Origin of the sequence: Murdochiella massiliensis, from assembly GCF_900059565.1 — a bacterium.
Taxonomy (GTDB): domain Bacteria; phylum Bacillota; class Clostridia; order Tissierellales; family Peptoniphilaceae; genus Murdochiella; species Murdochiella massiliensis.
Genome location: NZ_FIZW01000002.1, coordinates 438026 through 453196 on the forward strand (window position 1 = coordinate 438026; position 15171 = coordinate 453196).

Sequence of the window (15171 nt, forward strand, 5' to 3'; positions counted from 1 at the left end):
GCCTCACTCTGTTCCGCCCAATTCCGTTCAGTTTTCCCTTGCATGACCAAGTCCTTCACTCAACGCGCAATACAAGCGGTACAGACGCTTTTCGTCCTGTTGCCAGCTAAAGCGTTCTTCTACCAGCTTCCTTCCGTTCTGTCCGAGACGCTCGCGAAATGATGCATCCCGCATTTTTTCCATCGCATCCTCTAACGCATGCGCATCCGCCGGATCAATCAAAAGTGCAAATTCCGCCTCGCGGTTAATGCGTTCCGGATAGGCAAAGCGTGACATAATCACCGGAAGGCCAACCGCCATGGCTTCATACACTTTCGTGGGAAAGTTTTCCAATTTCGCGTACTGTCCCTTGTCTTGAATGCCGGAAAAGCAGTACTTGCTCCGCCGGACGATGTCACGAATCTGCGTCGGCGGACAAACACCGAAGTAGTTGACGCCTTCCAAAAGTCCCTGTTCCTTCAACGCATCGGCATAGTTGGCCGGAGAAAATGCCCCTGCAAGCGCTACGCACAATCCTTTCTTCTTCGCTGCGGTCAGAAGCGCCGTAATGCCGCGTTCAGCCGTCAGGGATCCCGTGCAGCACACGTCATATTCCTTTTGTACGCCTTCTTCCGGCTTCCAAAAAGTCAAATCCGGGAAATTGCCGATGATTTCGGTTCGCTTCGCCTCTTCGGCAAAGGGATGCTTCCCCTCAATCGTACAGGGGAAAATCACCGCATCCAGTTTTCGGCAGTTCTTCTTTTCCCGCCAACGATAGAAGCGGGCTACTCCCTTACGCAGAAAACGGGGAATGTAATTTTTCAGCAGAATTTGACTGGCCGTGAATTCATGACTGTCAAAAATGACAATTTTTCCATGACGCTTCAGCTTTATCGCTTTGCCCATCAGTTCCGGATCATGAAAGTGATAGATGTCGGCGTCTACGCGAAGCGCCTCCTTGTACACCCGCTTCGTAAATAATAAGAAGCGTTGTATACGGTTTATCGGTCGCGGTCCAACGCCTAAAACCTGTACACCCTTTTCTTCCCGACTTTCGCCCGGAGCAACCAAGGTCACTGCGAACTCGGGATGAGCAGCCAACGAAACGCATTCCTTCTGGAAAACGCGCACATCCCGGCTATCGTGAACGCTGGTCATGTGACAAATTTTAATTTTTTGCTCTCCCATCCCGTCCCCGACTTCCTTTCGTCCTCGAAACCCTTATCCATATCCACAGAATCTTAGCCGAAGAACCGATTGCGCAACTTACGAACAGCTGTTGCGAATTTTTCTGTCTTATAGTCCGTGTGCTGTTTTACCGGCGCCTGCATCAAGTGCACAAATTCTTCGTCACCGATACCCATACGCTCCTTAATGATCGCAATATAGGCGTCCATTTGCTGCGGATCATACATCGGTTCTTCGAGTGCCTGCAATGCCTCTTCTCGCGTCATCTGTCCTGACACAATCAGACTCGAATAATGCGATTTCCGTTTGTCAACATGAAATTTTTTCGGCAACCAGTATAGTTGCAAAAACGTCGTGAAGAGGTTCTCCTGATGTTTCCCACCATAGTACTCAAAATCGCAAAATGCTTTCAGTTCCTGAAATGCGCGTTTGCGATTATAGTCCAAATAATTTAATGGACGATATTCCACCAAGTTTCCCGTTTTGTCCGATAGCCATTTTTGGATGGAGGTGATAAAACGCAGCTTATCGATCCCCTCCGTTCCAAAACGGTGGTGAATGTCTTTAATGTTCACGACATCCATCGAATTGTATGTGTTGCCCTGCTGCAAAATGTACTCCAAGGCATAGTTTCCACCGGAAAGAAAATAGTGGACATCGTGTTTTTTTGCCTCAGCATGCAAAAATGCCAGCAGGATATTGTCTTGAGGAATAGCGAGATTCGGCACACCGGCTTTCATATACGCATGAATGAGCGCATCATATTGAGCGCGATCCGGTCGAACCGTCTCCATCACCAAATGTGCCGCTTTCGTCAGATTTTCAATATTGCGAATGGAAATCGCCGTATCATAGCCATCATCGATATGAACCGCTAAAATCCGCAGTCCCCATTGGCAACCGAGATACGCCAAATAGGACGAATCCAAGCCGCCGGATATGCCCATGATACAATCAAATTTTTTGCCTTTCCCCGCTTGTTTCAGTTTGCGGATCATGGCTTGCAATTTTTCTTTGCCTTCCGCATTGGGAAAGTACACTTGATCCTTTTTTGCCAGCGCATCCGTACAATAATTGCACTGTCCCAGTTCGTCAAAGCGAATGGTGGGATCGGATGTATTATCCATTACGCAACGCGTACAGCGTCTAACGTCCATAGTTCCTCCGTTACAATTGTGACTATAGTTTTTTCGTTCGTTCTTTGCAAAAGGCTATGCGTTGCTTTTTTTTACCGAGGAAAGCATCTTCTTTTCTTTGTCATAGGAAGGCAGCATCTCTTCCGATCGACTCAGACATTCTTTTGTCTCCTCGGGAAAAAGGCTGTGTGGAAAGGAAGCCATTTGCCAAAAAAGGAGCGAATGAAAGGTGCTGTTAAGCTCATACGTTCCGGAAATGTTGGCGACAATGAAGAACGTGGCCGCGGTAGAAACCAGATATAACGTATAGCCGTCCAACTTCTCAGTCATCACCACCCGCACACAGTAGCGAAGTATCTCCCAAACATACAGAATCAAAAACAGAGTCATTAACACCATCCCCGGAATACCGTAATAGTATCCCATCTGAAGGAGAATGTTGTGCGTGTTGTTGGTGATGTGTACACGGTTGCTGTATGTCACCGCAAAAGTGCTGTACTGAGGGCGACCGAAAAACGATATTTTTTTTATGGCTACACTCCAGATCGCAAAGCGCCCGGAACTGGTATCCGCTTCATCGGTAATGCCTTTGCCGATGCGATCCATAAAACTCTGTGTCTGCAGAGACAAATCAATATCCTCTATTTGCTCATCCGCACTTGCCATATAGGTTTCAATCTCATCACCGATGAGGCGCTGGGCTGAACCTTTTGTCCGCAGTTCCCATTTCAGCAGGCCGTAGCCCACATCTTTGACCATGAACAGGGTGGGATAAAGCATGAGAAAGGCAAGTACCACCAAGACGGTCGTCTTCCATAAAGAAACGTGCGTTTTAAAATGGGCATAAAGAAAGCAAAGCGCGACGACAACCAGTAGAGAAAGCAGCCCCGTTCGGCTTTTGGTAAAGATCATGAAAGAGATACTGATGCCAAATAGGACAATCGTTAGAACGCTCTTTCCTATTTTTCCCCACATTGTTTTCTTGGGTTGAAGGAGATTTTCTGCGAACAGACACCCCGTACTGACCACCATCGGAATTAACGCCTGGGCTAACCCGTTGGGATTAAGCAAGATGGACGAATACTGCCCGGGATAGATCGGAACAAAACAAACGGAAATCACCAAGAGGAAAAGAAGTGCACCGACGGCGGCAAGCCCCGACGCACGAATCAGTTCTTTTTTACTCTCGCGGTTGGTGGTCACGAGCCATGATGCAGGAACGAAAATCCCGAGGAATGCGCCCTGAAACACTTGACCTCGTGAACGGGTGAAAAAACCCGTGACAATCATCCATAAGCCGAGAAAAAACAAAACAAAGGCGATTCTCTTCCGGTTTTTCGGAACCCCTTCGATATCCGTTTTCATCTCTCGATTTGCTACCAGCGCCGTGGTCAAGCCGAAGACAAGCAACGCATAATACCCTAAATAGCGCAACGCAAGAAGGGGCTGTAACAAAAGCAGAATATAGTAGCTGAAATAAAGAAACGTCAAAAGAGCGAAGCGCATTTTCTTCGACATCGCTTCATTTATCGTACAGAGTACGTTTTTTGTTGTCGTCATCAAAGGTCTCAAAAAAAAATCTCCCGTTATCAGCGTTTACGCTTCGTCTTTTGTTTTCTCATCCACGCCCCGCAGCAAGCGGTTCCAATCTGCGCGCAGGCCCTGCCAAGAAAATTCCCGTCCCATTATTTCGTGATTACCCGCGGTGTCCATCACAAGGCGATGATCCAATAGTGCGGTAAGAAGCTCCGGCAATTCGTCAATATGATCGTATTTTACATACTGCACACCGAGGGAATCGAATTCATGGTAATGAATCCAGCTCGGATTAATTAATATCTTACCGGCATAGAGCATTTCCCGTATCGTCGACGAGAGTGCATCCGTTAGCTGGGCATGGATCAAGATATCCGTCGCCTTGCGCAATCTTGCGATCTCATTCAGATCGAAAGTCTGCGTTGACAGGACATAAGAAATGCCCGTGGTTTCCAATTTTTTCTTCAGTTCTTCATCATAGCCCGGCTTTGCGCCATACGCGATATGCACGAGTAATTGGATCTTCTCCTTGTGTTCCTCGTCCAACCGACAAAGCACATCCAAAACCGGCAAGTGTTGCTGGGCGCGATAGCCATTGTGCCCCACGGCGACGATCACTTTCTCCGGATCCAAACCGAACTGCGCTTTCAACGTTTTCTCATCTTCCGTAATCCGGTCAATCGCATCATAAGCCAGACTGCCCAGTCGGACACACGCGATTTTTTCATCGTAGACATGCCCGTAGTGCTGAATAAATGCCTCTTTCAGCTGCAACACCTGCAGGTTAATACGTGTGGAACGGGCTAACAACGGCTTTAACGCAGGGGCATTTTCCGGGGAAAGGCGAAGAATTTCCGACCCGTGAAACAGGGTAATGAGCCTTCCTTTATATCTATTCAACAGCCGGTAGAGCAGCCGGTATAAGCCGTACTGTTTCGGTCCGTGCAGTTCCACCAGATCATAAGCATTAAAACGGTTTTTTTGGTGGAAAAAATGAAGAAGCCATGTAATTTTTTTTGCTTTATCGAAAAAATGGGCGGAATACTTGAGAATATGAATGGTTACCCCCATGTCCGCATACTCTTGAAGAAAGTCGGCATTAACCGGTTCAAAAGAAAGAATTTCAACCTGATTTGAAAGAGGAAGGTGAATATGTTTCACATACTCTTTCGTCCATATAGAATCTGCATTGCAGATCAGTAATACCTTCTGCACCTTTTCTTCCCTTCTTTTCTTCTCTTTCGGGACATTTGCTCAATAGGCACATTCTAATGCAATTCCTCGTTGTAGACAATCCCCCGCTTTTCCTCAGGAAAACATTTAGAGATAGTAGAAATACAATTGATGAGAGACCAAGAAGAAAAAAATAGAAAGAGTATTCCTGTGCGCGCTCAGCGCCCCGCTGGGTCGCCTTCCATCTTTACCAATCGCCGGCCGTAGGCCGGCTCCTTATGAGCGCTGCGGGCAGATTACGGCGGCTTTCCCCGCTTTTGCGTTTTACCGCCGTAATCCAGCTACTGGATTTACGGCGGCTTTTCACACTTTTTCGTTTTATAGCCGTAATTATCCCGCCCGCTTTACGGCAGCTTTCTGCGCTAAAGAGAAAACAGTAATTTTCTATAATTACCAGTTAGCAATAACCAGTAAGCGTATAACCAGTAAGCGCCGACACTAATATCCCTCACCAAGTCATCACTTTTTTACGAGCTAACAGGATCTCTACTTGACGCATACCGAGTCGCTTGTTATTCCTGCTGCTGCACAAATTGCTGTAATGCTTCGCTCTTAGGATGCAAGAAGATCTCCTCCGGTGTGCCGATTTCTTCAATATATCCGCCACGCAGAAACGCTACCCGATGCGCGATACGACGCGCGAAGGAAATGTCATGCGAAACAACCATCATGGTCATGCCGCCCTTCGCCAGATCTTCGATGATGCTGAGCACTTCCCCGACGTTTTGGGGATCCAAGGCGGAGGTGGGCTCATCAAAAAGCAGAACTTCCGGATCCATGGAAAGGGCGCGGGCAATGGCTACACGCTGTTGTTGGCCGCCCGAAAGCTGTGCGGGTTTGGCTCGATCATAATCTGCCATGCCCACGCGTCGGAGATTGTTCATTGCCACATCGCGTGCTTCCTGTTTTTCACGCCCCAACACCTTCACCTGAGCGAGCGTGCAATTTTCCAGTACACTCAGATTGCGAAAGAGATTGAACTGTTGAAATACCATGCCTACCTTTGCATGATAGCGTAGCAGATCGAACTTGGGCGCTAAAATGGACTGGTCATGAAACAGAATCTCCCCCGCCGTCGGCTCCTCCAGCAGATTAATACAACGCAGGAAAGTGGATTTTCCTGCACCGGACGGTCCGATGAGGGAAACCACTTCTCCCGGATGCAACGTGAGTGAAATATCTTTCAGCACCGTTTCGGCGCCAAATGTTTTTTCCAAATGGTTAATCGTAAGAATCGCCTGTTTTTCCATACTATGCCTCCGTTGCACTCTTAATCGTAAACGGCACATCCGGACTGATCTTCCGGCTCAGCGCTCGAATCACAAAGTTGGCTAAACGTGTCAGAACAAAGTAGATGAGGGCCACAATGAAGTACGCCTGGAAAATCTGGAATGTCGATCCCGCAACGCTTTTTGTCACAAAGAACAGCTCTGTTACGGAAATTACATTTAAAACCGACGTGTCTTTAATGTTTACAACCAGCTCATTGCCGATGGACGGCAGAATTGCTCGCATCGCCTGGGGCAAAATAATATGCGTCATCATCTGTCCGTGGCGAAGACCGATAGCCTGCGCCGCTTCAAATTGACCGCTATCCACGGCATCAATACCGCCACGAATCGTCTCAGCAAGATAGGCCCCGGTGTTGATCGAAACAATGATACATGCCGCAAAGAGCGGATCCATATCGAGGTGGAAAAACTGCTTGCTGCCGTAGAAAATCAGCATGGCCTGGACAATCATCGGCGTGGAGCGAAAAACCTCAACATAGGCCGTCCCCAAAAGTTGAAACAAGCGAATCAGCACTTTTTTCATGCCCGTTTTCTTTTTCGTCGGAATGGTACGAATCACTTGAACGATAAAGCCGATGCCGAGGCCAAATGCCGTGCCCAAGAAGGAGATCAGAAGCGTCACGCCCGTACCGCGCAGAAAAAGGGAAGAATAGGTATCCCAAATGGCACGCACCTCATCAAGAAAAGAGGTACTGTCGTTTTCACCGCGATTCTGTAGGGTGACCATCGCATCCATGGCCTGTTGGCGTTCTTCTTCCGGTATTTCCGCAAGAATATGGTTGATTTGCTCTTTTAAGGGATCTCCCTTGCGCACGCCCACCGCAATGGTGGTGTTTTCGGGATCCGCAACAAAGCCCTTCTCCGGAGCAAAAACAACCGTGGCTAAGCCCGGGTTCGCCATAACCGCCGCTAATGCGCCCGGCCGTTCGGAGACGTACCCGTCAATAGATCCAGCATTCAGTGCCGTAATCATCGTGGAAAACGTATCAAGCGGTGCCTGTTTGGCCACGCCTTCGATCTGATCGATCACCTCGTAGTGAAAGGTGTTAAGCTGTCCGGTAATCTTTGCGCCGGCAAAATCACTCAAGCTCTCAGCATGCGCAAACTTGCCATCTTTCTGCACTACCATCACCAAATCCGAAGCATAGTACTGTTCGGTAAAGTCCACTTCTTTCTTGCGTTCCGGCGTCGGGCTCATGCCGGCGATGATGGCGTCAATCTTTCCCGACGTTAGGGCCGGTGGCAGACCGTCCCATTCAATCTTGCGAATCACCAGCGTTTTTCCAAGTCCTTCCGCAAGACGTTTCGCCATCCATACGTCATAGCCGTTGGCATACTCGCCCGGACTGTTTTCCACCGGAACCGCCCCATCGGCATCGGTCGTTTGCGACCAGTTAAACGGTGCATAATTGACTTCCATGCCCACGATGAGTGTTTCGGTTTCTCCGCTTGCCCTCACCGGAAGGGGCAGAAGCAAACAAAGCACCAATAACAACAAGCCCCATTTCTTTCTTACCTTCATGATCTCCTCCTTCTGTCGTTTTCTGCTCTCCCTCGACAGCCATTAGGATCCGAAAAGAAAAAAGAGAAGGCTGCGCCTTCTCTCCACATCTCGAATCCGATAGCGCACCACCGTTTCTTCGGTGACAGTGCGACACCTGTTTGGTGCCACCCCAACGACGTCACGTGTCCGTTTCGTCATTTCGGCGAGATTGCCTTTCTCTTCCTTCCCCGGCTACCGCCTCCGGAAAATACTCATCGCTCCCGCGCCTCTACCTCCTTGTTTTGTTAAGGAGTTCAATTTCGTACCAGTATAGCGGTCCATTTATCGTTTGTCAAATACTTGCTTTTTTGTTGCATAATCCGATGATTCACCGTTGACATTCCTCTCTTCATCGTTCCTGCGTATTCGTCTTTTTGTTTCCTTCTCGTATAACAAAAGTTACGATAGGCATTTTCTGTGCGGACGTTATGGCTTTTGCTATACTTTGAATAGAAGAAATCGTTCCTGTTATTTCCTTTCCGGTTTTGTTCGGAATGCGAGCACGGAAAGAGATCATCATGAGAAAGGAGCCTTGTGTTGAAGCAGGATATGCTTATGCGCATACTGGCCAAGCAGTTTCCGAACCGTCGAGCGGCGATGGGCGAAATTATTCGGTTAAAGACGGAAATGCTGTTGCCGAAAGGAACGGAATACTTTTTCAGTGACGTACACGGCGAAGATCGCGCATTTATTCATCTATTGCGTTCCGCATCGGGCAATATTCGCCGAAAGGTACGAGATGTCTACCGCACACGCCTTTCGGAAGACGACCAGAATGAAATTGCGGAAATGATTTACTATCCCGAGCTGACCTTGCAAAAAAAGATTGATCGTCTGGATGATGAGCGTTGGGTGCGAAAAATTATTTTGGAGCTGATTGAAGTGGCGCGCTTTATCGCCTCCAAATATCCGCGTGAACAAATCCGGCGGAAACTGCCGGAGGAATATAAAACGCTTATCGGAGAACTTCTCGAAATTAACGACGGTGAAATTGACCGTCGCAACTATTACTATTCCCTCATTGATGCGATCATTGAGGAACAGGACGCTTACGATTTTCTTTGTGCCCTTTCCTATACCATTCAGCGCATCTGCGTCAATCACATCCACATCGTCGGCGATATTTTTGACCGCGGCCCCGGTCCGGATAAAATCATTGAGGAGCTCATCGCTTTTCGAAACGTCGATATTCAGTGGGGCAACCATGATGTCGTCTGGATGGGCGCGCAATTGGGGAATGAAACCTGCATGATGGCTGTCCTGCGCAACGCCATCAAATACAACACCTTTGATGTTTTGGAGGATGGCTATGGCATCCATCTGCGTGCGTTAAACGACTTTGCGATGAATGTGTACGGCGATGATCCCTGCACCTATTTTCAACCGAAGATTTTTGATGAAAACGTCTATAATATCTGGTCCATTGAACGTGCGGCGCAAATGCACAAGGCAGTGGCTATTTTAGAGAACAAACTGGAAGGCCAACTCCTTGAACGCCATCCCGAGTATGGCATGAATGAGCGCATCGTTTTGAAAAAAGTAGACTGGAAGACGATGGAATACATCGACACCGATGGCACACGCTATCCTCTTCGCGACACCAACTTCCCCACCGTAGATCCGGAAGATCCTCTCAAACTCACCAAAGAGGAAGAGGATCTGGTCTTTAATCTGCGCGCTTCCTTCGTGCACAGCGAGCGCTTGGCGCGTCATATCGGTTTTCTCTTTCAAAAAGGGTCCAGCTACCGATGCTACAACGGCAATTTGCTCTATCACGGCTGCCTTCCGTTAAAAGAAGATGCCACATTTGATTCGCTCGTCATTGACGAACATCCGTATGCAGGAAAAGAATTGATGGATTACGTCGATTACATGATGACTACGGCCTATTATGGCGAAAAAGACGCAAAAAAAACAAAGAGCGCGATTGATTTCACCTGGTATCTCTGGTGCGGCCCGAAAAGCCCGATGTTCGGTAAGAGTAAAATGGCAACTTTCGAAAATTACTTTGTCGGGGACAAGACACTGGGAAAAGAAAAGATGAATCCCTATTATTCCCTCTGTGATAATGAAGCCGTTGCGGATTATCTGTTGGAAGCGTTCGATATGAAACAGCCGCATGCCCACATCATCAACGGCCATGTCCCGGTAAAAAGCAAAGAAGGACAAAGCCCGAAAAAAGCAAACAACAAACTCTTCGTCATCGACGGTGGCATTGCCAAATCCTATCATTCCAAAACCGGCATCGCCGGCTATACGTTGATCTTCAACTCGCACCATATTGCTCTGGCCGAGCATCAGGATTTCGATGGGCTGACCAACGGTCTTGAAACATACTCTCCCCATGTCGAAACGGTGGATCGCTATGAACGCCGTTTCCTCATCGGTGACACCGATAAAGGAAAAGCCGATCAAAAGATGATTGATCATTTGCATGAGCTCATTCGCGCATATAAACGCGGAGAAATAAAAGAGAGTTTGCCATATGCAAGGGACATGCATCGCTATTGATGATGAGTAATTTTTTTTAAAGATTACGCCTCCTTAAGTAAGGACTCGCATTATTTCTTACTTAAAGAGGCGTACGTTTTTTACTCTTGATCCATCATAAGGCTGAGAACTTGACGATCTGTTTCTCGCATCCCAATTGCGGCAACCTTTCCCATAGTAAGAATCGTTTCTTCAATATTCTCTTTCGTCAATCCATCTCCCGGCTGAAAAGCATTGCCTTTTAAACTCATTTCCAACGCCGTCAGAGCGCTCTCCAGCGCTGTAGCTATTTTTGCTGCACAGGATGATTTTGCACCATCGCATATCATCCCACCTGAGGTACATATCGTGTTTGTAATTGTATCCGAGATGACTTGATAAAGATCCATCTTCCTTGGATATAGCTTCAAAATCATATAAGCAATGCCACAAGCAGCACCGGCTGCAGCGCTAACTGCTCCGCAAAAGGCTGAAAGATTGCCTATATATTTTTTTTGATGAATCGCTATCAAGTTTGCTAATGCTAAGGCTCTTAAACGCAGTTCCTCATCAGCCCCCAATTCTTTAGCATAAATAATGATAGGCAAGGAAACTGTGATTCCTTGATTTCCTGATCCTGAATTGATAACAACAGGCAAACTACACCCTGCCATGCGAGCATCGGACCCCGCAGCAGCATACGCTCGTGCTTGCAGATTAACGGAAATAGGCACTTGCCGTTCCATTAATGTTTTCCCTATACTAGCGCCCCATTTTTTGGATAGACCTTCTTCTGCAATCCTGCTATTATAATCGATTTGTTTATTGAGTGCCGCTGCCAAATCCGATTGTTGTGCCTCTTCAGTAAATTCAATAATATTACGAAGATTCAACAACTGCCTTTTGTCTTGAGCTTGGCTACGCTCTAATAGATCACCTTCGTCTTGATAAATCACTTCTTCATTTTTAGTAATCCGAGAAATATGATTGTGCCTATCCTTAATTTCTACTTGTGCGCTATCTTTGCCAGACACGACTTTAGCAGAAACATAAAGAATGGCCTCATTTTCAACGACTTGACAAGAGCAAAACCCTTCGGCTAATAGTTCTTTCGTCATATCTTGTTGTGCAGGGGTAATGGCATGTAAAACATCTAGGTCCGCATTTGCATCACCTCCTACAATTCCAAGGATGGCGGCAACCTCTATTCCCTTTAAACCGCCAGAGTTAGGAACCGTTACCGATTTTACATTTTTAATGATATTACCAGAGCAACCAATGATGCACTTGTCAGGCACCCTCCCTAATACGTCTCGCGCTTTTGCTGCAGCAAGCGCGATAGCAATGGGCTCAGTACACCCTGTCGCTATCTTTAATTCCTCTTTTAATATAGAGAGGTGATTTTTATACAAATGATCATCCATGTCCTACCTCCTCCAATACGCGTTGCAAAAGGCTAAACGTTGTTCTATACTCGCACTATATTGAATCGGATCAAAGGGATTGGTTATTATGAATTTGACGAACCTCACATATTTCATTGTCGCAGCGGAAGAGTTAAACTTTTCAAGAGCTGCACGTCGTCTATATATCTCACAGCAGGCACTAAGCAGTAATATTGCCAAGCTGGAAGATTTCTACCAAGTTCAACTCTTTGACCGTGGTCGCCCCATGACGCTGACTGACGCGGGCAAAGTACTGTACCAGGCCGCATTAGATGTAACAGACATCATGGATGAATGTACACGCAGGGTACAAGATATAAAAGAGTTTACCCGCGGTAATCTTTCTGTAGCTATCCCAGTTACTCGTGGCACAGTTATGCTTCCACGTCTATTCAGGACCTTTCATCAACTTTATCCGAACGTCACATTTACGGTTTTTGAAGCCCAAACCACTCCCGATGTTGAAGAAGTTCTTTCCACCGGAAAAGTCGATCTAGCGATAGGGTATATTCCTCAAGATCCAACCAACATAATAAGTGTTCCACTCTATGAAGAGACCTACGTTCTCGTAGCGCCATACAACTTACTCCGCTCTTCTTTTTCTCCACAAGAGTTAGACCAAATGCAGCATCATCCCGTATCCATGTCCCAATTTGCAAACCTGCCTTTTATCGCACAAGACGAGGAAACAAAGGGCGGAAAAATATTTAAGAAGCTATGCAAAGAAGCCGAATTCTCACCAAAGGTTATTTTAACTTCGGTCAACATTTTAACGCAACTGAATTTATGTTCTGCGGGGCTTGGACTTTGCACTATTCCATCCACATTTGTGACACAGATGAATATCCTTCCGGGTTTTCCAAGGGAAGTGCTCATAAATTTCGATGCTGTCCCCGGTCTTGTGGTTTTTGAACTGGAGAGTGCTATCGGTACAGCTCCTTTGGCTGTAAGCCGACTTCGCACGAAATTGCTCACTCAGGCTGGAAGTGAGTTTATCCGTATAGCACAGGAGCTCTATCAGGAATAATTACATCACAATCGCCTGTTCAATCTCCTCCTTGACTTTCTTGACATAGGAAAGCATTTGACTGTTTAGAGGATACCGAATCACGCATCCTGGCGTTAGAAAAAGACGTTTTCCCTTGCTGACGCGACAGCATTCATAAATCTGGTGGCGAATAGCATTATAGTTGCAGTTGGTGATGTCAAATCGCTTCAACCCACCCATAATACATTTGTCAGTTAGGCTTAACGCCTCATCAATGGTAGGAAGAGTCTCCCAAACATGCCAATTTAACACTTGCACAGGATAATCCTTTACAATATCAAACATAATATCTTCTCCATGACAATGAAGAGCATTTAGCCATCCGCCGGCCTGATTGGCAGCATTCAAGACTCGAATATCATATGGTTTGCCAAATTCTTGATATTCTTCTACAGATATTTTCTCTTCTTCATTTGTCATATAATTACTCACTTGGCTTGCCATAAAGATTCCATCAGCGCCCAATTCAATAGCTTTTGCTGTTAAATGTTCTGTTGTTAATGTGATGGCTTCTAAAGCTTTTTTCAACTCTTGTCCAAATCCCGAGTGAAGATATTGAGCAAGTTTCCCTCCGCACAATTTGTTTGCTGTCGTTATCGGCGAAAAAACAGTAAATATTACGGGGACATCGTCACTTTTAACGCTCTCGAGCAACATTTGAAGGTAAAGCAACTCTCTGTGCAAAGCTCCCTTCTCAAGCGAAGTCTCTGAAAGTTTCGCCCAGTCCTCCCCCTTTTTTATGGGTGAGTCGACCAGCAAAGCACGTCCTCCTTTTTGAACTTCTGAGTAGTCAATAACTGCACCAAAATCTTCAATGGAATACATTCCGTTATTCATCGTTTTAATAAAATCGACATCATAATCATGATAAAAAGCAATTGTTTTCTGCGTTATTGCTTCGGCATCATGATCATATTGCGGCATGTGACTCCACATAGAGTAAGGAATGCGATCTGGCTTCTCACCGTTTATCGTTGCTAAGCAGCGTTCTCGTTTTGTCATTCTCATTTTGTTCACCTTTTCTATTCTCCGTATGTTGATTTGTGTCCTTTTTGTATTCCTCACCTGCTGGATATTGTGATTATCTTGTAAACGCAATCACTTCTCTTGGTGTGTTTGTTAAAAACTCAAAGCCTTCCTCTGTGATTAAGACGGTATCGCTATGTCTGACGGCACCAATTTCTTGGCTCATCAATCCGGGCTCAACGGTGATAATCATGCCGGCGGCTAAAGGCGTGTCGTTTTCTTTTGCAACGGAGGGAAACTCGTGACTGGAGAGCCCCATACCATGGCCACATCTACCGGGCAAGATATCTTCAAAGCCTGCCTTTATAAATTCCTCCATTGCCATTAAATACAAATCACTGAAAATCGTTCCTGGCTTTAAGTGTTCAAAGATCTTTTTTCGAGCCCGTAACATGGCTTCATATGCTTTTTTTCTGGTATCGCTGACTTTGCCAACCATAATACTGCGCTCATTTTCAACGTTATATCCAGATACTCGTGCCCAACTCATAGGCATTGTAAGATCTCCGTTTTGTGGGACATAACCTGTAGGACAATCACAGCCATAATTGAGTCTTTCATTCGTCATGCACCAAACGCATAACGTATCAATTTGAGCTGTCTGGTTATTTGAGAAGCCACTCACCTCGTAGTTTTGATAGTTTTTATGCCATTCTTTGCGCATTGCATATTGACCTTCCGTGCAAGCCGCAGCTTCACTATATCCATCCTTAAGCGCTTCAATGGCTCTGGAAACTCCAATATCAACAAGTTTTCCAGAAATTCGGCACATCTTGATTTCATATGGATCTTTTACTAAACGTTGATGAGAGATCATCCTGCTGATATCAAAAAACTTTTCTACACCTAAATTTAATTTTAAATCCTCAATGAAATTGAATGACGCATATTCCCCTTCGATCGCGATACTCCGAGTGTCTTGAGGAACTAAAAGTTTAATAGCCTCCATAGCGCTGCTTGCAACAGATTTGGCTTTTCCCCATTTTCCATAGCAAAATACATCTTCTGTTGCGCCCTCATTCATCGCATGGTTGTATCGAATAGCATGCACCAATAAAAAGCTCTTTTTAGGGCACACTACAAAATATGGTGCGTGGCTTATTATGACCGGATTAAAATTGCTAAAGTAAAAAACATTTTCTGGACTACTGATTATAGCAAGATCAATTCCTTTTTTTATCATTGCTTCCTGCAGAAGTTTAATCCGTTTTTGCACATAGCCTCGCAACTCTGGAGTCGCTTTTTTTTCATCTATTACTTTTTGTTCATTCATTAT

General features: G+C 46.0%; 11 protein-coding genes and 1 riboswitch. Of the genes, 2 read left to right on the plus strand and 9 right to left on the minus strand.

The window, feature by feature from the left end:
• Positions 1-27 precede the first annotated feature (27 nt).
• The 6 genes from BN3910_RS03700 to BN3910_RS03725 all read right to left on the minus strand — a co-directional run bounded on the left by BN3910_RS03700 (position 28) and on the right by BN3910_RS03725 (position 7886).
• The gene (locus BN3910_RS03700; RefSeq protein ID WP_066924455.1) at positions 28-1167 is read right to left on the minus strand and encodes a glycosyltransferase family 4 protein; all 1140 of its coding nucleotides are present in this window, start codon (positions 1165-1167) and stop codon (positions 28-30) included.
• Between the two features lie 53 nt (positions 1168-1220).
• Positions 1221-2324: an N-acetyl sugar amidotransferase gene (locus BN3910_RS03705; protein ID WP_082790287.1), complete on the minus strand. Its 1104-nt coding sequence runs from the start codon at positions 2322-2324 to the stop codon at positions 1221-1223.
• Positions 2325-2378: 54 nt separating this feature from the next.
• Positions 2379-3863 carry an O-antigen ligase family protein gene (locus BN3910_RS03710; RefSeq protein ID WP_066924458.1) on the minus strand — a complete coding sequence of 495 codons (1485 nt, stop codon included), beginning with the start codon at positions 3861-3863 and terminating at the stop codon, positions 2379-2381.
• Between the two features lie 36 nt (positions 3864-3899).
• A complete protein-coding gene (locus BN3910_RS03715; protein WP_066924460.1) occupies positions 3900-5054 on the minus strand; it encodes a glycosyltransferase in 1155 nt (384 codons plus the stop codon).
• 530 nt (positions 5055-5584) lie between these two features.
• Complete coding sequence (locus BN3910_RS03720; RefSeq protein WP_066924462.1) at positions 5585-6322, minus strand: amino acid ABC transporter ATP-binding protein; 738 nt, start codon at positions 6320-6322, stop codon at positions 5585-5587.
• 1 nt (position 6323) lies between these two features.
• Entirely contained in the window at positions 6324-7886 is a 1563-nt protein-coding gene (locus BN3910_RS03725) for an ABC transporter permease subunit (protein WP_066924464.1), read from the minus strand.
• A gap of 92 nt (positions 7887-7978) precedes the next feature.
• A riboswitch (Lysine riboswitch) is annotated at positions 7979-8147 on the minus strand.
• 315 nt (positions 8148-8462) lie between these two features.
• On the opposite strand from BN3910_RS03725, the gene BN3910_RS03730 reads away from it, so the two are divergent.
• Complete coding sequence (locus tag BN3910_RS03730; protein WP_197457222.1) at positions 8463-10418, plus strand: fructose-1,6-bisphosphatase; 1956 nt, start codon at positions 8463-8465, stop codon at positions 10416-10418.
• 80 nt (positions 10419-10498) lie between these two features.
• On the opposite strand, the gene BN3910_RS03735 is transcribed toward BN3910_RS03730, so the two are convergent.
• Complete coding sequence (locus tag BN3910_RS03735) at positions 10499-11800, minus strand: L-cysteine desulfidase family protein (protein WP_066924471.1); 1302 nt, start codon at positions 11798-11800, stop codon at positions 10499-10501.
• Between the two features lie 88 nt (positions 11801-11888).
• On the opposite strand from BN3910_RS03735, the gene BN3910_RS03740 reads away from it, so the two are divergent.
• The gene (locus tag BN3910_RS03740; RefSeq protein WP_066924473.1) at positions 11889-12848 is read left to right on the plus strand and encodes a LysR family transcriptional regulator; all 960 of its coding nucleotides are present in this window, start codon (positions 11889-11891) and stop codon (positions 12846-12848) included.
• Here the strand turns inward: BN3910_RS03740 and BN3910_RS03745 are convergent, their stop codons facing one another.
• Together BN3910_RS03745 and BN3910_RS03750 are read right to left on the minus strand one after the other, a co-directional pair.
• Positions 12849-13967 (minus strand): uroporphyrinogen decarboxylase family protein, encoded by a 1119-nt coding sequence (locus BN3910_RS03745; protein WP_197457223.1) that lies wholly within the window; start codon positions 13965-13967, stop codon positions 12849-12851.
• The gene (locus tag BN3910_RS03750) at positions 13951-15168 is read right to left on the minus strand and encodes a M24 family metallopeptidase (protein ID WP_066924476.1); all 1218 of its coding nucleotides are present in this window, start codon (positions 15166-15168) and stop codon (positions 13951-13953) included. Before BN3910_RS03750 ends, BN3910_RS03745 begins: the two co-directional genes overlap by 17 nt.
• Between the last annotated feature and the right edge of the window lie 3 nt (positions 15169-15171).

Bases quoted from the DNA above. Each gene is read 5' to 3' on its own strand.
- BN3910_RS03740 (WP_066924473.1), top strand. From the start codon at position 11,889: ATGAATTTGACGAACCTCACATATTTCATTGTCGCAGCGGAAGAGTTA.
- BN3910_RS03710 (WP_066924458.1), bottom strand. From the start codon at position 3,863: ATGACGACAACAAAAAACGTACTCTGTACGATAAATGAAGCGATGTCG.
- BN3910_RS03750 (WP_066924476.1), bottom strand. From the start codon at position 15,168: ATGAATGAACAAAAAGTAATAGATGAAAAAAAAGCGACTCCAGAGTTG.
- BN3910_RS03700 (WP_066924455.1), bottom strand. From the start codon at position 1,167: ATGGGAGAGCAAAAAATTAAAATTTGTCACATGACCAGCGTTCACGAT.
- BN3910_RS03735 (WP_066924471.1), bottom strand. From the start codon at position 11,800: ATGGATGATCATTTGTATAAAAATCACCTCTCTATATTAAAAGAGGAA.
- BN3910_RS03720 (WP_066924462.1), bottom strand. From the start codon at position 6,322: ATGGAAAAACAGGCGATTCTTACGATTAACCATTTGGAAAAAACATTT.
- BN3910_RS03725 (WP_066924464.1), bottom strand. From the start codon at position 7,886: ATGAAGGTAAGAAAGAAATGGGGCTTGTTGTTATTGGTGCTTTGTTTG.
- BN3910_RS03705 (WP_082790287.1), bottom strand. From the start codon at position 2,324: ATGGACGTTAGACGCTGTACGCGTTGCGTAATGGATAATACATCCGAT.
- BN3910_RS03730 (WP_197457222.1), top strand. From the start codon at position 8,463: ATGCGCATACTGGCCAAGCAGTTTCCGAACCGTCGAGCGGCGATGGGC.